Source organism: Serratia sp. NA_13, from assembly GCF_052691735.1.
This window is the reverse complement of sequence record NZ_JBQZFV010000003.1, coordinates 224,023-246,114: the sequence shown is the minus strand read 5'-3', so window position 1 is coordinate 246,114 and position 22,092 is coordinate 224,023. Positions and strand designations below refer to the sequence as shown.

At 57.1% G+C, this 22,092-nt stretch carries 26 protein-coding genes; 8 read left to right on the top strand and 18 right to left on the bottom strand.

Annotated elements, in window-relative coordinates:
- The first annotated feature begins 5 nt into the window (after positions 1-5).
- From fliP to sra, 4 genes are all read left to right on the top strand, one after another.
- Positions 6-740 carry a flagellar type III secretion system pore protein FliP gene (fliP, locus tag ACUTSU_RS07845; RefSeq protein ID WP_445650518.1) on the top strand — a complete coding sequence of 245 codons (735 nt, stop codon included), beginning with the start codon at positions 6-8 and terminating at the stop codon, positions 738-740.
- A 12-nt stretch (positions 741-752) separates the two neighbouring features.
- Complete coding sequence (gene fliQ, locus ACUTSU_RS07840) at positions 753-1,022, top strand: flagellar biosynthesis protein FliQ (RefSeq protein WP_445650517.1); 270 nt, start codon at positions 753-755, stop codon at positions 1,020-1,022.
- 2 nt (positions 1,023-1,024) lie between these two features.
- On the top strand, positions 1,025-1,807 hold the full coding sequence (gene fliR / locus ACUTSU_RS07835; RefSeq protein ID WP_445650516.1) for a flagellar biosynthetic protein FliR: 783 nt from the start codon (positions 1,025-1,027) through the stop codon (positions 1,805-1,807).
- Positions 1,808-2,174: 367 nt separating this feature from the next.
- The gene (gene sra / locus ACUTSU_RS07830; RefSeq protein WP_445650515.1) at positions 2,175-2,306 is read left to right on the top strand and encodes a stationary-phase-induced ribosome-associated protein; all 132 of its coding nucleotides are present in this window, start codon (positions 2,175-2,177) and stop codon (positions 2,304-2,306) included.
- Positions 2,307-2,587: 281 nt separating this feature from the next.
- Here the strand turns inward: sra and flgL are convergent, their stop codons facing one another.
- The 11 genes from flgL to flgB form a co-directional block, all read right to left on the bottom strand.
- Complete coding sequence (gene flgL / locus ACUTSU_RS07825) at positions 2,588-3,547, bottom strand: flagellar hook-associated protein FlgL (protein ID WP_445650514.1); 960 nt, start codon at positions 3,545-3,547, stop codon at positions 2,588-2,590.
- Between the two features lie 58 nt (positions 3,548-3,605).
- Entirely contained in the window at positions 3,606-5,252 is a 1,647-nt protein-coding gene (gene flgK / locus ACUTSU_RS07820; RefSeq protein ID WP_261094497.1) for a flagellar hook-associated protein FlgK, read from the bottom strand.
- A gap of 349 nt (positions 5,253-5,601) precedes the next feature.
- Positions 5,602-6,543 carry a flagellar assembly peptidoglycan hydrolase FlgJ gene (flgJ, locus tag ACUTSU_RS07815; protein ID WP_445653984.1) on the bottom strand — a complete coding sequence of 314 codons (942 nt, stop codon included), beginning with the start codon at positions 6,541-6,543 and terminating at the stop codon, positions 5,602-5,604.
- Entirely contained in the window at positions 6,543-7,643 is a 1,101-nt protein-coding gene (locus tag ACUTSU_RS07810; RefSeq protein ID WP_445650512.1) for a flagellar basal body P-ring protein FlgI, read from the bottom strand. Before ACUTSU_RS07810 ends, flgJ begins: the two co-directional genes overlap by 1 nt.
- 145 nt (positions 7,644-7,788) lie before the next feature.
- On the bottom strand, positions 7,789-8,490 hold the full coding sequence (flgH, locus tag ACUTSU_RS07805; protein WP_445650742.1) for a flagellar basal body L-ring protein FlgH: 702 nt from the start codon (positions 8,488-8,490) through the stop codon (positions 7,789-7,791).
- A gap of 88 nt (positions 8,491-8,578) precedes the next feature.
- Complete coding sequence (gene flgG / locus ACUTSU_RS07800; RefSeq protein ID WP_012145687.1) at positions 8,579-9,361, bottom strand: flagellar basal-body rod protein FlgG; 783 nt, start codon at positions 9,359-9,361, stop codon at positions 8,579-8,581.
- 18 nt (positions 9,362-9,379) lie between these two features.
- Positions 9,380-10,135: a flagellar basal body rod protein FlgF gene (locus tag ACUTSU_RS07795; RefSeq protein ID WP_445650511.1), complete on the bottom strand. Its 756-nt coding sequence runs from the start codon at positions 10,133-10,135 to the stop codon at positions 9,380-9,382.
- 12 nt (positions 10,136-10,147) lie between these two features.
- Positions 10,148-11,371, bottom strand: coding sequence for a flagellar hook protein FlgE (gene flgE / locus ACUTSU_RS07790; RefSeq protein WP_445650510.1), 1,224 nt, complete (start codon positions 11,369-11,371; stop codon positions 10,148-10,150).
- 70 nt (positions 11,372-11,441) lie between these two features.
- Positions 11,442-12,119, bottom strand: coding sequence for a flagellar hook assembly protein FlgD (gene flgD / locus ACUTSU_RS07785; RefSeq protein ID WP_012145690.1), 678 nt, complete (start codon positions 12,117-12,119; stop codon positions 11,442-11,444).
- 12 nt (positions 12,120-12,131) lie between these two features.
- Positions 12,132-12,536 (bottom strand): flagellar basal body rod protein FlgC, encoded by a 405-nt coding sequence (flgC, locus tag ACUTSU_RS07780; protein ID WP_261108965.1) that lies wholly within the window; start codon positions 12,534-12,536, stop codon positions 12,132-12,134.
- Positions 12,537-12,541: 5 nt separating this feature from the next.
- A complete protein-coding gene (flgB, locus tag ACUTSU_RS07775) occupies positions 12,542-12,955 on the bottom strand; it encodes a flagellar basal body rod protein FlgB (RefSeq protein WP_445650509.1) in 414 nt (137 codons plus the stop codon).
- A 160-nt stretch (positions 12,956-13,115) separates the two neighbouring features.
- Between flgB and flgA the strand changes: the two genes are divergently transcribed.
- The 4 genes from flgA (at position 13,116) to ACUTSU_RS07755 (ending at position 15,206) form a co-directional block, all read left to right on the top strand.
- Positions 13,116-13,769 (top strand): flagellar basal body P-ring formation chaperone FlgA, encoded by a 654-nt coding sequence (flgA, locus tag ACUTSU_RS07770; protein WP_445650508.1) that lies wholly within the window; start codon positions 13,116-13,118, stop codon positions 13,767-13,769.
- Between the two features lie 130 nt (positions 13,770-13,899).
- Complete coding sequence (flgM, locus tag ACUTSU_RS07765; RefSeq protein WP_445650507.1) at positions 13,900-14,226, top strand: flagellar biosynthesis anti-sigma factor FlgM; 327 nt, start codon at positions 13,900-13,902, stop codon at positions 14,224-14,226.
- Positions 14,227-14,272: 46 nt separating this feature from the next.
- Positions 14,273-14,707, top strand: coding sequence for a flagella synthesis protein FlgN (locus tag ACUTSU_RS07760; RefSeq protein ID WP_445650506.1), 435 nt, complete (start codon positions 14,273-14,275; stop codon positions 14,705-14,707).
- 196 nt (positions 14,708-14,903) lie between these two features.
- Positions 14,904-15,206 (top strand): helix-turn-helix domain-containing protein, encoded by a 303-nt coding sequence (locus tag ACUTSU_RS07755; RefSeq protein WP_445650505.1) that lies wholly within the window; start codon positions 14,904-14,906, stop codon positions 15,204-15,206.
- Positions 15,207-15,210: 4 nt separating this feature from the next.
- On the opposite strand, the gene ACUTSU_RS07750 is transcribed toward ACUTSU_RS07755, so the two are convergent.
- The 7 genes from ACUTSU_RS07750 to cheR all read right to left on the bottom strand — a co-directional run bounded on the left by ACUTSU_RS07750 (position 15,211) and on the right by cheR (position 22,066).
- Positions 15,211-15,615, bottom strand: coding sequence for a flagellar protein FlhE (locus ACUTSU_RS07750; RefSeq protein ID WP_445650504.1), 405 nt, complete (start codon positions 15,613-15,615; stop codon positions 15,211-15,213).
- Positions 15,615-17,693 (bottom strand): flagellar biosynthesis protein FlhA, encoded by a 2,079-nt coding sequence (gene flhA, locus ACUTSU_RS07745; protein ID WP_445650503.1) that lies wholly within the window; start codon positions 17,691-17,693, stop codon positions 15,615-15,617. Before flhA ends, ACUTSU_RS07750 begins: the two co-directional genes overlap by 1 nt.
- A complete protein-coding gene (flhB, locus tag ACUTSU_RS07740; RefSeq protein WP_445650502.1) occupies positions 17,686-18,837 on the bottom strand; it encodes a flagellar biosynthesis protein FlhB in 1,152 nt (383 codons plus the stop codon). The genes flhA and flhB overlap by 8 nt, the downstream gene beginning before the upstream one ends.
- 176 nt (positions 18,838-19,013) lie before the next feature.
- Positions 19,014-19,658: a protein phosphatase CheZ gene (gene cheZ, locus ACUTSU_RS07735; protein ID WP_445650501.1), complete on the bottom strand. Its 645-nt coding sequence runs from the start codon at positions 19,656-19,658 to the stop codon at positions 19,014-19,016.
- 11 nt (positions 19,659-19,669) lie between these two features.
- Entirely contained in the window at positions 19,670-20,059 is a 390-nt protein-coding gene (gene cheY / locus ACUTSU_RS07730) for a chemotaxis response regulator CheY (protein ID WP_012145701.1), read from the bottom strand.
- A gap of 85 nt (positions 20,060-20,144) precedes the next feature.
- Entirely contained in the window at positions 20,145-21,194 is a 1,050-nt protein-coding gene (locus ACUTSU_RS07725) for a protein-glutamate methylesterase/protein-glutamine glutaminase (protein ID WP_445650500.1), read from the bottom strand.
- A complete protein-coding gene (cheR, locus tag ACUTSU_RS07720) occupies positions 21,194-22,066 on the bottom strand; it encodes a protein-glutamate O-methyltransferase CheR (RefSeq protein WP_445650499.1) in 873 nt (290 codons plus the stop codon). Before cheR ends, ACUTSU_RS07725 begins: the two co-directional genes overlap by 1 nt.
- Between the last annotated feature and the right edge of the window lie 26 nt (positions 22,067-22,092).

The following is a 22,092-nucleotide window of genomic DNA, read 5'->3' as shown; positions in this document are numbered from 1 at the left end:
CCGGGGTGAGGGGAAAACACCTCCTGGCCGCTGCCCTGCTGCTAATCAGCCCGGCGGCTTTCGCACAATTGCCTGGGCTTATCAGCCAGCCGTTGGCAGGCGGCGGCCAAAGCTGGTCGCTGCCGGTGCAAACTCTGGTGCTGCTGACCTCGCTCAGTTTCCTGCCCGCGATGCTGCTGATGATGACCAGCTTCACCCGTATCATCATCGTGCTCGGGCTACTGCGCAACGCGCTGGGTACCCCTTCCGCACCACCGAATCAGGTGATGCTGGGTCTGGCGCTGTTCCTGACCTTTTTCATCATGTCGCCGGTATTCGACAAGGTCTATCAGGACGCCTACCTACCGTTCAGTCAGGACAAAATCAGCCTGGACGTGGCCATGGATAAGGGCTCGCAGCCGCTGCGCGAATTTATGCTGCGCCAGACGCGTGAAACCGATTTGGCCCTGTACGCCAAGCTCGCCAACCTGCCACCACTGGCCGGGCCGGAAGCGGTGCCGATGCGGATTCTGCTGCCGGCTTACGTCACCAGTGAGCTGAAAACCGCGTTCCAAATCGGCTTCACGGTGTTTATTCCGTTCCTGATTATCGATCTGGTGGTGGCCAGCGTGCTGATGGCGTTGGGGATGATGATGGTGCCCCCGGCAACTATCTCGCTGCCGTTCAAACTGATGTTGTTTGTGTTGGTGGATGGCTGGCAGTTGCTGCTGGGTTCGCTGGCACAAAGTTTTTATTCATAACCGGAGCCGCCAATGACCCCTGAATCCGTAATGGCGCTGGGCACCGAAGCGATGAAAGTGGCCCTGGCGCTGGCGGCCCCTATGCTGCTCGCCGCGTTGGTCAGCGGTCTGGTGGTCAGCCTGCTGCAGGCCGCCACCCAGATCAACGAAATGACATTGTCGTTTATCCCCAAAATTCTGGCGGTGGTCACCACCATCGTGATTGCCGGCCCCTGGATGCTCAACCTGCTGCTGGACTATATGCGTACGCTGTTCACCAACCTGCCGAATCTGATTGGTTAACCATGCTCACATTTGACAGCGCGCAGTTCGGCGTCTGGCTTAGCCAATATTTCTGGCCGCTTTTGCGCATTCTGGCGTTGATCAGCACTGCGCCGGTGTTCAGCGAAAAGCAAATCAGCAAGAAGGTAAAGATTGGCCTGGGCGGACTTGTCGTGATCCTGATCGCCCCTGGGTTGCCCATTAGCACCGTCCCTATCTTCTCCGCCGCCGGGCTATGGTTGGCCGCACAGCAGATCCTGATCGGGGTGGCGCTCGGCCTGACCATGCAGTTCGCCTTCGCGGCAATCCGCCTGGCCGGCGAAGTGATCGGCATGCAGATGGGCCTGTCGTTCGCCACCTTCTTTGACCCCAGCGGCGGGCCGAACACCCCGCTGCTGGCGCGGCTGCTCAACCTGCTGGCAATGTTGTTGTTCCTCAGTTTTAACGGCCACCTGTGGCTGATTTCGCTGCTGGTCGACAGCTTCCATACTCTGCCCATCCAGGCCGAACCGCTCAACGGCAACGGTTTTCTGGCACTGACTCAGGCCGGTTCGCTGATTTTCATCAATGGTCTGATGCTGGCACTGCCACTGATTTGCCTGTTGCTGACGCTGAACATGGCGCTCGGCCTGCTTAACCGCATGACGCCGCAACTGTCGGTATTTGTCATCGGCTTCCCGGTCACTATGACCATCGGCATTATGACCATTGGCATGATGATGCCGATGCTGGCACCGTTTTGTGAGCACCTGTTCGGTGAGTTCTTCGACAGGCTGGCCGATGTCATCGGCAGCATGACCCCCTAGCGTTACCCTCATACAAGCGGCTTAACGGCCGCACCTCGCCGGACAAACTGGCAGTAAAACCCCTTTCTCGCTATAAAAATTTGAAAAAACCAAATTAACACGATTTGGCTTCGATTATTTTTATAGCCTTGAATAATAAAATACCCCCCTTAGAATGGCCTTGTTAAATAAAAATCCATCAGTAAAAACAGCCGTCGAAGAATAAAAAAAAGGGGTGAATTTAAATATTAAATAACGCACAGGGAAGTTAAATAAAAACTCTGACATCCATCATCCGCAGGGATAAAAATACTTTTCCACCGGGGTCAGCCGGCGGGACAGGCATGTTTATTCTCCGCGGTTTACCTCTACCCTCAGGAGCACAGAAATGAAAGCAAAAACCAACCGAAGAGCACGCAGAGCCTTAGGCATGGCGCACTGGGCAACCAACCGTATTAAAATTTCATTATCCACTTCGCCGAACGGTGAAAAATGGATCCTGGTGAAAAAGAAAAAATAACATTACGCTATAAATATAGCCTCTGGTGTTATTCCTCTCCCCGCCTGAATATTTAAACGTTTCCCGACGTTAAATAAGGCGAAAAAAAAGCACGTCACTCAAACCTTCGTGGGGGAAAGAGTGACGTGCAAAAAGTGCGCCCGGTTTCAAGAATGCTCTATAGAGATAGCGCCTTCTAAGCACACCCAAAGAGGCTTGCTTATCCCCAGGGGCTTACTTAAGTAAGTGACTGGGGTAAGCAAGTGCAGGTAACAACGCTGCAGCTGGAAAGACGAAGGGGATCAGCGGTTCATCTGGAACAGCGACATCCCCTGCATATCACCGAAGGTTTTGTACGACGCCTGCAAGGCCGCCTGCTGCATAAAGTAGCTCGATATCGACTCGACCAGATCGGCATCCACTAGCTCACTCATCTGCGTTTGGTTGATCATGTTGCGTTCTTTGCCAATGCTGTCCAGCGTATCCATTTCCTTCAGTTGGTTACCCAGTTCGGCACGTACGCTGAGCACATTGTTGTAGGAGTTGTCCAGGCCACGGTTGGCCTTGGCCAGCGCATCGTTCACCTGCTGTTTGGTGGCGTCGTCCGCGTCCTTCAAGGGGGTTTTCAACGCCTTCAGCGCGATATCAATGCTTTCAAACACGTTAGAAACCGGTGCACTACCGTCCGGCTCCGGCTTCGGGTTACTGGTCAATGACATGAACACCGTATCGCCGGTATGGCCAATGGTCATGGTGCGGTTGGCATCCACTTTCTGCTCGACGGCCTTGTTACCGCCGGCGTAGCTGACTGAACCGCCGTTATCGACAAACGGTGGCTTGTCATTGACGAAGCCGCCAAACATGTAGCGACCGTTGCCGTCAGTGCTGTTGGCCTGGTTGAGCAATTGATCTTTCAGCCCCTGCAGTTGGGTAGCCAGCGAATCACGGTCGTTATCGCTTTCGGTACCACCGGCACTGACGACCAGCGCCTTCATATCGCCGATGGTAACGGTTGCCCCGCGCAGTACTGTCTCTTCCATCGACACACTTTGGCGGGCAAAGGTTCGCGCCAGCGCATACTGGGTGTTTTCCGACTGGGACTGAGCCAGCATCACCGCCTGTGATGCCGCCAGCGGATCGTCGGACGGATTGCTGACCTTTTTACCGGTGGAAAGCTGCTCTGCCGCCTTCATAAACAGTGATTGGTTGCCGGTAATACCGGACATGTTCTGTTGGTACATCATGCTGGTGCTCATGCGCATGGTGCAGGCTCCTCAAAATCGGTGACCGGAGCCAATGCGGCCCCGGTTAAAAAGGAAATCAACGGATATTCAGCAGCGCATCAAACATCGAGCTGGCGGTCTGGATCACCTGCGCATTAGCCATGTAATACTGCTGGAAACGCAGCAGTTCACCGTACTCTTCATCCAGGTTAACGCCTGAAACCGACTGCTGTTGGATAGTCAACTGCTTGACGATATTGTTCTGTGAGGTCACCGAAACCTTGGCCGATGCCGTCTGGTTACCCACGCTGCTAACCATGCTGGCGTAGGCACCGCTGAAGGTGGCCTTGCCGTCGACCAGTTTCTTGGTTTGCAGATCGAGAAGCTTTTTGGCGTTTTCGTTATCACCACGACCGCTGTCATCCTTACCGGCAGCGGCAATGTTTGATGAGTTGGTAATGGCGACCTTCAGGCTGCCCGCTACGTCGCTGACCGGTTTCACGGTGAAGCTGTCATTCTTTTGCGCGTTACCTTCGATGCCAACCTTCAGGCCGTCAAAACTTAACGTCGCTTTGCCATCGGCATCGGTACCCGCGGTGGCGTTAACCTTCACGTTGTCCGGCAGGCGGCTCACCTGCCAGTTGCTACCGTCAAACTCTACCCGGTAATCATTGGCTTTCACCTTACCAGTATCGGTGTAGGACACCGACAGCGCCGCATCGCCGGTATTGCGGCTGTTATCCACCACGCGTCCGCCGCCAAAGTTGAAGAAGTCGGTCCCGGCGTCGCCGTTGAGATCGAACCCGGCGCGGTGTTGTTGGTTAAAGCTGTCCGCCATCACCAATGCCAGTTGCCCCAGCTGATTGCGTGTGGCATCCAGTGATTCACTGCGGAATTTCAGTACGCCGCTAACGCTGCCACTGGTGATTTGCCCTTCTGGCACTTCGCTGACGCCGTTGCCGCGGTTATAACCCAGGGTCAGGCGGGCAGGATCGCCGCTGGAGGGGATGGCTTCAACCTGGTAGGCGTTGTTGCCCTGCACCAGAGTCAGACCGTTGGCGAAAGAGACCGTATAAGCATCGCCGTCCTGCTGGGTTACCTGCACCCCCACCACCTGGTTTAGCTCGGTGACCAACTGGTCGCGCTGATCCAGTAAGGCATTCGGCTCACCTCCACTGCCGCGCAGGCGGGTGATTTCATCATTGAGTTTGGCAATCTGCTGACTGTAGCTGTTGATCTGCGTCGCGCTATCGCTGAGCTGCTGATTAACGCCGCTGTCCATATCGCGCAGATATTTATCGGTGTTATTGAACTGATTGACCAGACCATTGGCTTTGCCCAGCACCGTCTGACGCGCTGCGTCATCACCGGCGTTGCTGACCAGATTCTCCAGGTTACTGAAGAAGTCCTGCATGTTGGTCGACAAGGTGTTGGTCTTACTGGCCAGCAGGTTGTCGATCTGCGAAATTTTCTCGAAATAGGCGTTCTGCGCCCCGGCCTGGCTCTGCGCGCCGCGCAGCTGATTGGTAATAAACTGATTGTATTCGCGGTTGACACTGGTGACGGTAACGCCATTGCCAATAAAGCCGTTCATGGTGCTCATGCCGCCATTCTGCGCCAAAATCGCCGTCTGGCGGTTATAGCCCGCCACGTTGTAATTGGAGATGTTGTTACTGACGGTGCTGAGCGCCACCTGAGCCGCATTCAGCCCGCTCATCGCGGTATTGATTAAGCTATTGGACATAGAAGTTCCTTTTGCTGCGGCGCCGCTGGCCCACAGAAGTCAATTAATCTGCTGAACCCATTCGCCCAGCCTGTGTTGGTTATCGGCAAAAAGGGGGGAAACTTGATAGCAAATTGCTAGCCCTATTCATGATTTATGACATTCGCAAATCCCCAAAATAATTGGCGTTGCAGCACGGCGGCCAGCAAGGGAGTCCCCGGAAGCTTGGTCTGCCAAGTGACCGGGGTGACAAATCTGCCGGGAGCTGATTTGAACGCTGCCTGCAGCGGCCCCGTAAGGGGTAAGGCCCACGGATGGGCCGAATAACGACGTGCAGCCAACACAGCTGCAGCGTCAAGAATGAGGGGATTTAGAACAGATCCTTCAGGTCATGGGTATAGGCTTTGACCACCTGCTCGCCGCTGTTTTTCATCTGCTGGATCACGCTGACCAACTTGTTGGCGTATTGCGGATCGGTTGCGTAACCGGCCTTCTGCAACGCATGTGCCGCCTGTTCGGGGCTGCGCGCATTGGCCACTTCGGCGTAGCGAGGGTTATTGGTCAACAGCTTGACGTAGTCGGCAATCGCTTCAACGTAAGAGCCGTAGACCCGGAACTTCGCCTTGATCTTCTTCGCGGCCCCCTGCTCAAACTCGGTGGTGGTGACCTCGGTAACCGGCCCGCTCCAACTGCTGCCTGCCTTGATGCCAAACAGGTTGTAGCTCGGCGAACCGTTGGCGGTCGGGATCTCGCGCTGGCCCCAGCCCGACTCCAGCGCGGCCTGCGCCACGATCAACTGATGCGGAATGCCGCTCTGCTGGCTGACAACGCGCGCCGGAACGGACAGCCGGGCGACAAAGTTGCCGTTATTGAGCGACAGTGCCGACGCCGCAGGCGCTTTTGGCACTGCACGACGAATCATTTGCTCCAGCGCCTGATTCGGCAGCGTTTGCAGTACCTCGTTGTCCAGCGCCATTGGCGATATGCCCGCCGTCTCACTCGGCACCGCATTGGCGTTGCTCATTTGCCTGACCATCATGTCGGCCATCCCCAACCCCTTCTGCGACATCTGCTGGGCAATCTGCTGGTCATACATTGAGGTATAGAGCCGCGACTGATCGCTGCTCAGCACCCCGTCCTTGGGTAGCGCGGCACGCATACTTTTCAGCATCATCTGCACGAACATGCCTTCAACCTGTTGCGCCACCTGTTTGAGATTGCCCTGCGGATCGCTCGCCGCGTCACGCTTAAGCCCGTTTAGCGCCTGCGCATCATAAGCGGCACCCGACATCGCCATCAGATCGCCAGCCATCAGATGATTTCCAGTTTGGCGCGCAGACAGCCGGCGCTTTGCATTGCCTGCAGGATCGACATCAGATCGATCGGCGTAGCCCCCAAGGCATTCAGCGCGCGGATCACGTTGTTCAGATTGGCGCTGGCATTAACCTTCTGCAGCGAACCGCCCTGCTGCTGCACCGAAATTTGGGTATTTGGCGTCACCGCGGTCTGCCCGCCACCAAACGGCGTCGTCGGTTGGCTGACGGTATTTTGCCGATCGACCACCACCGACAGATTGCCCTGCGCCACCGCGCAAGAATCCAGGATCACGTCGCGGTTCATCACCACCGACCCGGTACGCGAGTTGATGATGACTTTGGCATCCATCGCCCCGACGCTGACGTTAATGTTCTGGATCTCCGCCAGGAAACGCACCTGTGAACTGTTGCCCTGCGGCACCAGTACCTGAATAGTGCGGGCGTCCAACGGTGAGGCGGTGCCGCCACCGCGCTGGCGGTTGATGGCATCGCTGATCTGCTGAGCCAAGGTGAAATCTTCATCGTTCAGTTGCAGATTAATCACGCCACCGGCACCGAAGGTGGTTGGCAGTTCGCGTTCAATGGTAGCCCCGTTACTGATGCGGCCTCCGGCCAGTTGGTTGACCTGTACGCTACTGCCTCCAGCCGAGGCACCGGCCCCCCCCACCAGCACGTTGCCCTGTGCCAGTGCGTAAACCTGGTTATCAACGCCTTTCAGCGGCGTCATCAGCAAGGTGCCGCCACGCAGGCTTTTGGCGTTGCCCATTGAGGACACCACCACGTCAATATTTTGCCCGGTGCGTGAAAACGGCGGCAGCTTGGCGGTGACCATGACCGCAGCTACGTTTTTCAGCTGCATATTGGTACCTGGCGGCACCGTGATACCCAGTTGCGACAGCATATTGCTCAGGCTCTGGGTGGTGAACGGCGTCTGCATGGTTTGGTCACCGGAACCATCCAGCCCCACCACCAGCCCGTAACCGATCAGTGCGTTATCACGCACGCCTTGCACCGTGACCAGATCGCGAATGCGCTCCGCCGCGGCCGGCAGGCTCAGCGCACTAATCACCAGCGCCATTAGAAATTTCTTTAACATTGGAACCTCATTCGCCTTACCCACAAGGCGTTATTGTCGCAGGCAGTTTGGGGGCGGGCGGCGCACAGGGAATGGAGCGTACACGCAGTACGTGACTGCCCCGAGCACTGCCCAACCTCAAAATGGCAAGTAAAATAGCCTGTACTCAAAACGGTGAGACATTTAAGAAGAAGCGCTGTAACCAACCCATGGTCTGCGCCTCGTTGATATAACCGTTGCCGACGTATTCAATGCGCGCATCTGCCACCTGAGTGGAAGTGACCGAGTTACTGCCGCTGATGGTGCGGGGATTCACCACCCCGGAGAAACGAATGAACTCGGTACCCTGATTGATGGCGATCTGTTTTTCGCCCACCACGTGCAGGTTACCGTTAACCAGCACCTGATTGACCGTGACGGTAATGGTGCCGTTAAAGGTATTGTTGGCATTGGCTCCGCCCTTGCCGCCGAAGGTGCTGTCGCCGGACATCTCCATATCGGCACGCGCATTGCCCAACAGGCCATCGAGATAGCGCGGCGCAGTGGCAACGCCAAACTTACTGGCGCCGTTGCGGCTGGCATTGGCGGAAGAACTTTTGCTGGCGCTGACGTTTTCCTGCAGCGCGATGGTCAGGGTGTCACCCACGTTACGCGGGCGGCGGTCTTCAAACAGAGGCTGATAGCCGTAGTTCATCGGTTGTACCGTCTGAAAAATCGAGCCGTTGGGCACCGGTGCGCCCGCCGGAGCCGGTTGCGCCGTGGTCGTGCCGTCCACCAGAGGTTTATGCGGAATATATGCGCAGCCGCCCAGCATCAGCATCACCATCGCCGTCAACCAGCGTTTGCCTTGCGGCGGCACGTTTGCCATCAGAGTTGTGGTTACCACGGGTATCGCCTTTGTTTCACAAAATCTTGAGGTTTGTTAGCTGTCTGACGGGCGCAACCGCGCCCGTCAATTACAGTTGCGTCAGTTTTTGCAGCATCTGATCGGAAGTCGATACCGCTTTGCTGTTGATCTCATAAGCACGTTGGGTCTGGATCATATTGACCAGCTCTTCCGCCACGTTGACGTTGGAGGTTTCCACATAGCCCTGATACAGCAGACCGGCCCCGTTTAACCCTGGCGTACTCTCGTTCGGCGCGCCTGAGCTCTCGGTCTCCTGATACAGATTCTCGCCCATGCTTTCCAGGCCGCTGTCGTTGATAAAGGTGGTCAGCGTCAGCTGGCCCACCTGCTGGGCCGCAGTCTGGCCCTGCTGGGTAACGCTGACAATGCCGTCGCGACCTACCGTGATGCTCAGAGCATTGGCCGGAATGATGATCGCCGGCTGCACCTGGAAGCCGCTGGCCGTTACCAGTTGGCCGTTCTGATCTCTCTGGAACGAGCCGTCGCGGGTGTAAGCCAGGGTGCCGTCCGGCATCATCACCTGGAAAAAGCCTTGCCCCTTGATGGCGATGTCTTTGCTGTTATTGGTCTGCGACAGATTGCCCTGGCTGTGCAAGCGCTCAGTGGCCACCGGACGCACACCGGTACCAATCTGCAAACCGGATGGCAGCGTAGTCTGCTCGGAGGACTGCGCCCCCGGTTGGCGCATGGTCTGATACAGCAGATCTTCAAATACTGCACGTTGGCGTTTGAATCCGTTGGTGCTGACGTTGGCCAGGTTGTTGGCAATCACGTCCATGTTGGTCTGCTGCGCATCCAGACCGGTTTTGGCAATCCATAAAGATGGGATCATGGGTTATTTCCTTGCGGCTTAACTCATTGATAATAACGAGTTGGCGCGTTGTTCATTTTCATCCACGCTGTGGATGACCTTCATCTGCATTTCGAAACGGCGGGCGTTGGCGATCATGTCGACCATGGTTTCCATCGGCTTGACATTGCTGCCTTCCAGCACGCCCGGCATGACTCGCACCAAAGGATCGTTCGGTAACTGATTACCACGCTGTTGCTGGGTTTCCGGCGTCAGACGGAACAGACCGTCATCACCGCGCATCACTTCGCGCGCGTCGGCCTTGACCAGTTTCAGCCGACCAATCTGTGCGAGGGTATTTGGCGGATCGCCCGCATTCAGTGCCGAGATGGTACCGTCGGCGGCAATGGTGATCTCTGCCGACGGCGGCACCTCAATCGGCCCGCCATCACCCATTACCGGCATGCCCTGCACCGTCAGTTGCCCGGTGGAAGAAATCTGAAGATTACCGTTGCGGGTGTAGGCTTCACCGCCATCCGGCAGGCTAACCGCCAGAAAACCGTCCTGCTGCAACGCCACGTCCAGCGGACGCGCGGTATAGTTCAGCGCCCCCTGGCTCATGTCGGCACCCGGCGTTGACGCGGTAACCAGCGTGCGCGTCGGCAGACTTGGCCCGTCTACCGGCACCGCACGCAGTGCCGAAAGCTGAGCACGGAAACCCGGCGTCGAGGCATTAGCCAGGTTGTTGGCAGTCACCGATTGCTGCTCCAGCGTCTGCCGCGCCGCGCCCATCGCGGTATAAATCGCGTGATCCATAAATCTATCCTATTAGCGCAGGCTGACCAGCGTTTGCAGGATAGAGTCCTGCGTTTTGATGGTCTGGGCGTTCGACTGGTAGTTACGCTGGGCGACGATCATATTCACCAACTCCTGGCTCAGATCGACGTTGGAGGCTTCCAGCGCGCCGCTGGTCAGTTTGCCGAAGCCACCGCCGCCCGCAATACCCACACGCGGCTGACCCGATGCACCGGTTTCCTGCCAGACGTTATCGCCCTGTGAGGACAGGCCTTCCGGGTTGGAGAAGTTGGCCATCACAATCTGTCCCAGCACCTGAGTCTGCTGATTGGAATAGATGCCCACCACCGTACCGTCGTTGTTAATCTGGAAATTGGTGTACTCACCGGCACCATAGCCGTCTTGCGACACCTTGCTGACCGAATCGGCGCTGACGCTCTGCTGCATGCTCTTGGCAAAACTCAGACTAAGGTTCTGCGCCGGAGCACCGTCTTTGGCGGACATCGGGATCAACATGCTGAACTCGGCGGCGGTGCCTTGTTTACTGGTAGTACCGGTCAGGTTGCCGCTGGTATCGAAGGTCATGGTGCCGGCATCGACAGGTGCTGCGGAGCCATCCTGGGTATACACCTGCCACTTGTTCTCGTCAGTCTTCACGAAGTAGGCATTGATGTTATGGGCATTACCCAACGAGTCGTAGGCCGTGATGGTGTTGACGTAGTTATAAGAATCCTGCTTGGTCGGATCGAAGGTCTTGTTGTCCGGTACCTTATGGGTCGATTTCAGGTTGGTTACCATGGTGCCGGAGGTAGACGCCTTGGCGTTCATCATGCCTTCAGGAATGCTCAATGGCACCGGGTTGGCGCCCTGCTGAATGGTCGGCGGCGTGCCGGCAGCCGGATAACCGGTTAACTGCAGGCCCTGCATGTTGGTCAGGTTGCGGTTTTCATCCAGTTTGAACTGGCCGTTACGGCTGTAGAAAACGCCGCCGTCCTGGTCCTGCATGCGGAAAAAACCGTTGCCGGAAATTGCCACGTCCAGCGCACGGCTGGTCCCGGTGGTGGTGCCACCCTTAAAGTTCTGGGTGATGCCCGCAACCTTGACGCCCAACCCTACCTGCGAATCGGCAAACATGTCGGCAAAGGAAACGGTGCCTGATTTAAAACCGGAAGTGGCGGAGTTAGCGATGTTGTTACCGATCACATCCAGATTGGTTGCTGCTGCGTTCAAGCCGCTTACTGCCTGAGAAAAGGCCATGTCATTCTCCGAATAATATTTAGGCTATCGTCCGATAACGCCCTGTGAATGAGTGAAATAAAAAACCGAATTAAAGAATTTGGCGGACTTCTTCCAGCGTGGTGCTCCCCGCCAGGCCCAGATCCAGCTTCGCGCCGTTCGCGTCACGGATGACGCCGTTGACCATGCCAAAATGCAGGCTGCGCGCCACCAACTGCTCACCGTTACCCTTGGCGTTGATGGTGAAGCTATAGGCTCCGTCGGGTGCAGCGGTGCCGTCCGTCATCGAACCGTCCCAGCTAAACGAATGCACACCGGCGGTCAAACCACCGAGTTCGATAGTGCGTACCGCTTTGCCGGTGGCGTCGGTAATGGTGGCGGTCACCGAGTCGGCCGCACGCTCCAGTTCCAGACCAAACGGCGTGGTGCTGACCTTGCCGTCTTTGCTGCCGGCCAGGATATTGCTGCCGGGGACCATCACGCCGTGACCGATCAATGCGCTGGCCTGCAGTGACTGATTGCTGTTGATCTGGCCGGAAATCGAGCCCAGCGTGGTGTTGAGTTTCTCGATGCCCTGAACGGTGTTGATCTGCGCCAATTGACTGGTCAGCTCATTGTTCTGCATCGGGTTGGTCGGATCCTGATTCTTCAACTGCGCCACCAGCAGCGTCAGGAAGCTGTTGTTCAGATCCTGGCTGGTGTTATTTTTGGCGTTAGCGCCGATGACGCTGTTATCCAGCGATTCAGTGGTGGTTGCGGCAATGGCCATGGCAAGCTCCGGTTATTGACCCAGCGTCAGGGTTTTCATCATCATCGACTTGGTGGTGTTGAGCACCTCGACGTTGGCCTGATAGCTGCGGGAGGCGGAAATGGTATTGACCATTTCCCCCACCACATCCACGTTCGGCATACGCACGTAGCCTTTGCCGTCTGCCAGCGGGTTGCCCGGTTGGTAAACCAGGCGCTCCGGTGCGGGATCGTCTACCACCTGCGCTACACGTACACCGCCGGTTGGCTGCCCGGCCGCGGCGGCAACTTCAAACACCACCTGTTTGGCACGATAGGGCTGGCCATCTGGGCCGGTGACGCTGTCGGCGTTGGCCATGTTGCTGGCGCTGACGTTCAGGCGTTGCGACTGGGCTGACAGCGCCGAGCCGGAGATATCAAAAATATTCAGTAGCGACATGCGCCTTATCCTTGTTGTAACACTGACATCATCCCTTTGATCTGACCGTTGAGCAGCGTCAGATCGGTCTGATATTTCAGGCTGTTATCGGCGAAGTTGGTACGTTCGCGATCCATATCCACCGTATTACCGTCCATGGACGGTTGATCCGGCACGCGGAACAGCAAGTCGAGCTGTGGCGGCTGCATGTTCTGCGCTGGAATGTGGCGTGCGGACGTCATGTTCAGCGCAATGCCACTGCCGCTGGCGCGCCCCTGTTCCATCACCTTGTTCAATTGGCTGGCGAAATCGATGTCCCGCGCCTGATAGCCCGGGGTGTCTGCGTTGGCGATGTTGGCGGCCAGGATTTCCTGCCGCTGGGCGCGCAGATTCAGCGCCTCTTGACCAAAGCGCAGAGCAGCGTCCAGTTTGTCGATCATGCTCCCTCCGCGAGGTTAGAATTTGGAGCCGACAGCATAAACGCCCCTTGCGCCAGCCTATCGTGGGAATAAGAGCAAAATGCGTCGCTATTTATCTGCTTAGCTTAAACGCAGTCCGGGTACACTTACGCGTATCCTGATGGTTGTGGTGGAAGCGAAGATGAAAGGTAAAATGCTGCTGTTGGCAGCGCTGCTGTGCAGCCTGAACGCGCGGGCCGAGGATCTGGCGGCGCAGATTGAAAACTTCGTCACCAGCCAATTCAGCGGCAGTCCGGTACAGGTTAAAGTGCTGGTGCGTACGCCTGCAGCCCTGTGGCCACCGTGCGAGTTTCCACAGTTGTCTCTCGCCTCCAATGCCCGCCGTTGGGGCAACATCAGTATTTCGGCGCGCTGTGGTCAGGAACGGCGTTTCATCCAGACGCAGGTTCAGGTGATCGGCAAATACCTGGTGTCGGCTCGCTCGATCAATGCCGGCAGTAAGCTGACGACGGCGGATATCAAATTGAAAAGTGGCCGGCTCGACACTCTGCCACCCCGTACGCTGTCTGAAGCCGGCAAGGCTCTGGGTGCCGTCAGCCTGCGCAATATCAGCCCCGGCCAGCCGCTGACCCTGGCCATGCTGCGCCGCGCCTGGGTGGTCAAGGCCGGTCAGGCAGTGCAGGTGACTGCGCAGGGGGACGGATTTAACATCAGCGGATCGGGCAAGGCGATGAACAACGCCGCCACAGAAGATAGCGTCCGCGTGCGCATGGCCTCCGGGCAAATTGTTAACGGTATTGTCGGTGACGACGGTGCGATTCGCATCACCTTATAAAACAGTAAAGGTTTCTGAAAACCTGCCGATAAGAAAAACATAAGCGAGTTTGCCGTATTTTACTGGCCACCAGGGCCACAAAAAGTATCAGCCATTGCCTGTCAAGTGACGGCATTGATGGAGATTGACCATGAGTATCGATCGCACCCAGCGGCTGCAACCCGTTTCCACGGTGCAACCGCGTGAGACACCGGCGGAGAATCAACTTCAGCCACGTAAAGCCGCCCAGACGGAAAGTGCCGTCAGCGGTACCCAGGTAAAATTGAGCGACGCGCAAGCGCGCCTGATGCAACCGGGGACACAGGATATTGATATGAACCGGGTGGACGCCATTAAACAGGCGATCCGCAACGGCGAGCTGAAAATGGATGTCGGTAAAATTGCCGATGCACTGCTGCAGGATGCGCAAGCCGATGCCCAGTGGATGTCGAACGGCAACCCCTCGCCAAAGGTTTGACCGCCAGGTTAAACATTTGGAACTCTTTGAAAGGTGATTTATCGTAATGGAAAATCTGGCGCAACTGATTGATAAGCTGCTGGAAACCCTGCAATCGCTGGATACGGTGCTGACGGAAGAACATCATTTGCTGTGCTCCGGCCAATTGCCGGGCGTGGCATTGCAACGTACTACCGACGCCAAGAGCCAACTGCTGGCTACGGTAAACTATCTGGAACAACAGCGGTTACAGTTGGAAAGTGCGTTGGGGCAACAGGCCCCCTATTCCGCTCACCCACGTCTGGCAGACGCCTGGCAACGGGTGCAGGCGCTCAGCCAATTGCTGCGGGAAAAAAACCAGCATAACGGCCTGCTGCTCAATCAGCAAATCGACCACAACGCCCAGGCTCTGGCGATCCTGAGCAAGCAAAACAAATCGCTGTACGGCCCGGATGGCCAGTCGCGTAACGCCAGCCTGCTAGGACGAAAAATCGGCGTTTAGATCAACAAAACCTCACCCGGTCACGTCACTGTTTCGCCGGGTGCCTCTCCTCCATTGCGAGACAACCCGCACTTCAATTTCCCCTTTATCCAGCCGGCTGATTTTGTTTTCGTAACACTTCACATACCTGGTATTTCCATCTGTCCTCCCCCATCCCGTTCTCCCACCCTGTACAAGAGGTTGAGGAGACTGACCTATGAGCAAGATCCTTGCTGAAATCCACCAGGAAGTGCAGGAGCTGTATCAGGCCGGATTTATCGATGCTGGCACCATGCGCACCTTCGACATGCTGTGCTTACGCCCGGTCAAAAAATATACGCCAGCGGACATCCGCGCCCTGCGCGAGCGTGAAAACGTCAGCCAGCCGGTGTTTGCCTTGCATCTGAACGTCAGTAAAAAGGCGGTGCAAAAATGGGAACGTGGCGAAGCCGTTCCCAACTCCGCCGCAATGAAGCTACTTTCGCTGGTCGACCGCAACGGTCTGGCGATCCTCGCCTAGACCGTTACTGATAATTGACAATCACCTGATTGCTGATCACCCGCAGCGGCGGGTTCAGGCTGCCGCGCGCCTGCACGTAATAGACAAAACGCAGCTCGGCGTTCGCCGGTTCTCCCTGCAACCCGGTGCTGCTGCCGCTGCCACCGCTCAGCGCAATACAACGGGTCAAAGTACAAAGCTGCGCCTGCATACCGGCCGGTTCGGCGGCCAGCAACCGGTAACGCCAACTGACGCTGGTAATACGCGCATTGGCATTCGGTAACTCGTTGGGTGCACGCAGCCCCGGTGATTCTCCCCGCTCTCCGCCCCGTTCCAGCGTGGCACCTACGCTGTCGGCTACCCAGGAACCAGACGCCGCCTGCAAGCTCAACGGAGCCAACAGGCAGATTACCGCCATACTGTATTTCATTATGCGGCCCCAATGGTCGAGGTCATGCGGATTTGGCGGTCGTCGTTGATTTCCAGATTCGACAGCACCACCAGTTGCGGCAGGCTACGGCGCAGGAAGCGTGCCAGCAAGGCCCGCAGCGCATGGTTCACCAGCAACACCGGCGGCGCACTGAGCATTTCCTGACGCTGCAACGCCTGTTTGGCCTGATCCAGCAGACGGTCCGCCAACCCCGGTTCCAGACCGCCACCGCCCTGCAACGCCTGCAATAACAGACGCTCAAGTTGGGTGTCCAGGCCAATGACCTGAATTTCACCGTTGCCTGGGAACCACTGCTGGGTGATGGCGCGTCCCAACGCGACCCGCACCACAGTCGTCAGTTCATAGGGGTCAGTTTGCGTCGGTGCGTGCTCCGCCAGAGTTTCAATAATGGTGCGCATATCGCGGATCGATACTCGTTCAGTCAGCAGGTTCTGCAGCACCTTGTGCAGTGTGGTCAGCGTCACCACGCCCGGCACGAAATCTTCGATCAGTTTCGGCATATCCTGCGCTACGCGATCCAACAGCTGCTGCGTTTCCTGTCGACCAAACAGCTCGCTGGCGAATTGACCAATCAGATGATTCAGGTGGGTTGCTACCACGGTACTGGCTTCTACCACGGTAAAGCCCTGGATTTGCGCCTGCTCACGCAGCGCGCTGTCGATCCATACCGCTTCCAGCCCAAATGCCGGGTCGGTGGTTTTATCCCCCGCCAATTCACCTACCGCGTTGCCGGGGTTAATTGCCAGCCAACGTCCAGGCTGCGCTTCGCCGCTGCCGATCTCTACCCCTTTCATCAGGATACGGTAACTGGCAGGCGGTAATTCCAGGTTGTCGCGAATGTGTACCACCGGCGGTAGGTAACCCATCTCCTGCGCGAACTTTTTACGGATCCCCCGGATACGGCCGAGCAGTTCGCCGTTCTGCTGGAAATCCACCATCGGGATCAATCGGTAACCGACTTCCATCCCCAGCGGATCTTCCAACTGTACGTCGGACCAACTGGCTTCAACGGCCTGCGGGTTGTCCTGGGCTATCGGCGTTTCCTGCTCTTTGGGGGCTTGCTGATCGCGCCCACGCAGCCACCAGGCCAATCCCAACAAAGCGGCGGTGAACAGCAGGAAGACCAGGTTCGGCATCCCTGGCACCATGCCAAGCAGGCCGAGTACTGCAGCACTGAGCAACATGACGCGCGGATTGTTGAACAGTTGGCCGACCATTTGTTCGCCAACGTCCTGATCGGTTGCCACGCGGGTCACGATAACGCCGGCCGCGGTCGAAATAACCAATGCCGGGATCTGCGCCACCAAACCGTCACCGATAGTCAGCAAGGTATAGGTTTCCGCCGCCGCGCTCATTTCCATCCCGTGTTGGATCACCCCGACCAGCAGACCACCGACCACGTTTAGTATCATGATCATCAGGCCGGCGACCGCGTCGCCACGAACGAACTTACTGGCACCGTCCATCGAGCCGTAGAAGTCGGCCTCCTGCGTGACTTCAGAACGGCGTTTTTTCGCTTCTTCTTCACCGATCAAGCCGGCGTTGAGATCGGCATCTATCGCCATCTGCTTGCCCGGCATGCCGTCCAGCACAAAACGCGCACCTACTTCGGCGATACGTCCGGCACCCTTGGTGATCACCATAAAGTTGATCAGCACCAGAATGATAAACACCACAATACCGATGGCGAAGTTCCCGCCCACCAGGAAATGGCCGAAGGCTTCCACCACACGCCCGGCCGCGGCGGAACCGGTATGCCCTTCCATCAGGATGATGCGCGTCGAGGCTACGTTGAGCGACAGGCGCAGTAAGGTCGAGAACAGCAAGATGGTGGGGAATGCGGCAAATTCCAGCGTACGCTGGGTAAACATCGCGACCAGCAGCACCATGATCGACAAGGCAATATTGAAGGTGAACAACAGATCGAGGATAAATGCCGGTAACGGCAGCACCATCATCGACAGGATCATCAGAATCAGTATCGGCCCGGCCAATACCTGCCACTGCGTATCTTTAAAACTGCCCGGCAAACGAAGCAAGGCGGCCAAATTAGCCATTAGTGTCACTTTCTCCAGCAAAATCCAGTGCTTCCGGCACCGGTAAACGTTCAGGTTTTTTCGGGATCAGCCCCCCTTCGCGCCGCCAGCGTCTTAGCTGGTAAACCCAGGCCAGAACTTCGGCCACGGCGGCATACAGGGTGGCGGGAATATGTTGTCCAATCTCGCTGTGTCGATACAGCGCACGCGCCAGCGGTGGCGCCTCCAACATCGGGATGCGGTGTTCCATACCCAGTTCGCGGATTCGCAGCGCAATTTCACCGGCCCCCTTGGCCAGCACTTTCGGCGCGCTCATTTTTTTGTCGTTGTACTGCAGTGCGACGGCGTAATGGGTTGGGTTGGTGACGATAACATCGGCCTTCGGCACGTCGGCCATCATGCGCCGCCGGGCTATGGCACGCTGCTGTTGGCGAATACGCCCTTTAACGTGCGGATCGCCTTCCTGGTCCTTGAACTCGTCGCGGATGTCCTGTTTGGTCATCTTCAGCTTTTTGAAGTGGCTCCACAGCTGATAAAACACGTCAAACGCCACCATCGGCGTTAGCGCCAACACCACCAGCAAACCGCAAAAGATGATCATCTGCAGCGCATTCGCAAGCGCGTCGAGCGGCTGTTGCGTCACCAGATGCAGCATCGCCGCCCAGTTGTGCCACAGATATAAACCGGTGACCCAGCCCACCAGCGTCGCCTTCAGGATGCCTTTAAGCAGTTCCGCCAGTACCTGGCTGGAAAAGATCCGTTTCAGACCGGACAGCGGATTCATACGCTTTAAATCGAACTTGAGCGATTTGCCGCTGAGCAGCAGGCCACCGAGCAGCATCGGCGCGGTAATGGCCACCAGCGTCAGCCCCGCCATCACCGGCAACAGCGCCCATACCGCCTGGCGTAACAGCATCCCCAGCTGGCGCAGCATCTGTTTATCATTGCTGACCATGCTGTGATCGAAATTCAGGCCCTGCGTCAGCATCATCGCCAACTGTTGCGACATATTGCCGCCAGCTACCCAGATGATCGATAAGCCCGTCACCAACATCAACACCGACGTCAACTCGCGCGAACGCGGGATCTGGCCATCTTCGCGCGCCTTTTCCACCCGGTGGGGTGTGGGGGCCTCGCTCTTTTCCAGATCGCTGTCTTCAGCCACGGATGCGCTTCCTGTGCCGGGAGAGAATAAAATTGCCGCCAGCATGCCAAAAAATCACGGATGTCATTGATGGAACAGCGGGGAAAAAGGCGGGTTATTTGCTGGATGAGTGAATGGTGAAACGTTAAGACCCTTTCTGATACCTGGGACGCAGCAAAGCCGCGCCCCAGAGAACATCAGAAACCGAGGCTGTCGAGCAGGTCGTCCACCTGCGCCTGGTCGGCGATCACACCGGCACCGTTCTGGTCGAGCTGCGGACCATTGAGCAGGCTGTCGTTCGGCTTTTTCTCTTTCGCTGGCTGTTCAGGAATATTTTCCATCAGCACCATCAGCAACTGCTTTTCAATCTCCTGCACCACGTCCATCATGCGTTTGATCACCTGACCGGTCAGATCCTGGAAGTCCTGCGCCATCATGATTTCCAGCAACTGGGCATTGGTGAATGCCGTATGCTCCGGCACCTGCTCCAGATATTGACGGGTGTCGGTGACCAGTTCGCGCGCATCGTCCAGTTCGATCGGATCGGCGAACCAGTCGTCCCAGCGGCCTTTTAACGCCTTGGCCTCTGATTCCAGCGACGCCTGACGCGGCTGCGCGGCTTCCACACAGTTCAACGCCCGTTCCGCTGCCTGCGCCGTCATGGTGACCACGTAATCCAAACGATCGCGTGCATCCGGGATTGCCTCTGCCGCCTGGGCGATCGCCTGATCAAGCCCCAGTTCGCGCATGCTGTCGCGCAACATGCGCGTCAGTTGGCCAATGCGGGAGATAATTTCTCCCGCGGTTGCCGCATCGCTGGCAGGCATTGGAATGTCTCTCATCGCCTCTCTCCTTACATGCCCAGTTTTTCAAAGATCTTGTTGAGTTTTTCTTCCAGCGTTGCCGCCGTAAAAGGTTTCACCACGTAACCGCTGGCACCGGCCTGCGCCGCCGCGATAATGTTTTCTTTCTTGGCTTCCGCCGTGACCATCAATACCGGCATGCTCGCCAACGCACCGTCGGCACGAATGGTTTGCAACAGCTCCAGGCCGTCCATGTTCGGCATGTTCCAGTCGGAGACCACAAAGTCGAAATCACCGGCACGAAGTTTGTTCAGTGCGTCCGCGCCGTCCTCGGCCTCTTCAACGTTGTTGAATCCCAACTCTTTCAGCAAGTTTCTGACGATGCGACGCATAGTGGAAAAGTCATCGACCACCAGAAACTTGAGGCTCTTGTCTGCCATTTTTATTCCCAACCTTTAAATTATTCAAAACAACGGCCACCTCACGGCAGCCATTAGCGATAGCCCAGTAAAAAAGGGCACTAAATCAAATACGTAATGCCTGACCACCGGCAATTTGCGCCAGCATGCGTTGGCTCATGCGATCCAACTCCACCACTTCGTTGACGCCACCGGTAGCAATCGCCTCGCGCGGCATACCGAATACCACGCAACTGGCTTCGTTCTGCGCCAAGGTATAAGCACCGGCGCGATGCATTTCCAGCATGCCCATTGCGCCGTCATTGCCCATGCCGGTCAGGATCACGCCCACGGCATTGCGTCCGGCGTACTGCGCGACCGAGCGGAACAGCACGTCCACCGAAGGCCGGTGACGGTTGACCGGCGGGCCATCGTGCAGTTTCACCTGGTAATTCGCCCCGCTGCGTGACAATTCCAGATGGCGATCGCCCGGTGCGATATAGGCATGGCCCGGCAGCACCCGCTCGCCGTCTTCGGCCTCTTTCACCGTGATCAGGCACAGCTTGTTCAGTCGTTCGGCAAACGAACGGGTAAAGCCCGGCGGCATATGCTGGGTGATCAATAACGCAGGGCTGGTCGCCGGTAGCGGCTGCAATACCTGGCGGATCGCTTCGGTACCGCCGGTAGAAGCGCCGATGGCGATCAGCTTTTCACTGCTCAACAGCGGTGTATGACTGAGGATCGCCGGGGCTGGGCTAGTGGAACGCTGCGGTAGCCGCGCCTTGGCCGCCGTACGGATTTTCTCGGCAATCAGTTCGCTGTAAGCCAGCATGCCCTCACGAATACCCAACTGCGGTTTGGTGACGAAATCCACCGCACCCAGCTCCAGCGCACGCAGCGTAATTTCTGACCCCTTGCCCGTCAGTGATGACACCATCACCACCGGCATCGGCCGCAGACGCATCAGTTTCTCAAGGAAGTCGAGGCCATCCATGCGCGGCATTTCGACGTCCAGCGTCAGCACCTGGGGGTTAAATTTTTTGATCAGATCGCGTGCGACCAGCGGATCCGGCGCGCTCGCCACCATTTCCATATCGGGGTGACTGTTGACAATCTCGGTCATCAACTGCCGCATCAGGGCCGAGTCGTCCACGCACAATACTCTGATTTTATTCATTACTTCTCCTTGGTCAGGCCATACACGGTCTGCCCACGCAAGTAGAAATCCCGGCTGATCTGGCTGAAGTTCTCTGAGTGGCCGGCAAACATCAGCCCCCCAGGTTTAAGCAAGGGCACGAAGCGACGCAGAATGCGCTCCTGTGTCGCCTTGTCGAAATAGATCATCACGTTGCGGCAGAAAATGGCGTCAAATTGCCCCGGCAGTGCCCATTCGGGTGCCAATAGATTGAGCGACTGAAAATTCACCCGCCCCGCCAGTTCCGGTCGCACCCGAACCAACCCCTGATGCGGCCCGGTGCCGCGTAGGAAATAACGCTGCATCTGTGTCGGCGTCAGGGTACGCAAGTCTTCCTGGCGATAAACCCCCGCTTCGGCCTTTTCCAGGACCTGGGTATCGATGTCGCTGGCCCATACCTGGCAACCAGTGGCACGTTGTCCCAGCACTTCACTGAGCGTGATGGCGATCGAGTAAGGTTCTTCACCGGTCGATGCCGCAGTGCTCCACACGCAATAACCGTTAGGCCGCGATCGCGCATGCTCCGCCAGGATCGGGAAGTGATGCGCTTCGCGGAAAAAAGCCGTCAGGTTGGTGGTCAGCGCATTGATAAACGCCTGCCATTCAGCGCTGTTCGGATCGCTTTCCAATAGCGCCAGATAGTCGCCAAAATCGTTCAGGCCCAACAGTCGCAGACGTCGTACCAAACGGTTGTAAACCATCTCGCGTTTGTGCTCTGCCAGCACGATACCGGCGCGCTGGTAAATAAGCTGGCTGATACGGCGGAAATGTACATCCAGCAACGGCAGGCGCTGTGCCATCTGCGTCAATAAGGTCGCTGGGTCCCGGTTAGGGGCTGAGAGTGCCGGCTTCATACCATCTCACTCAAAAAAAACGGGCT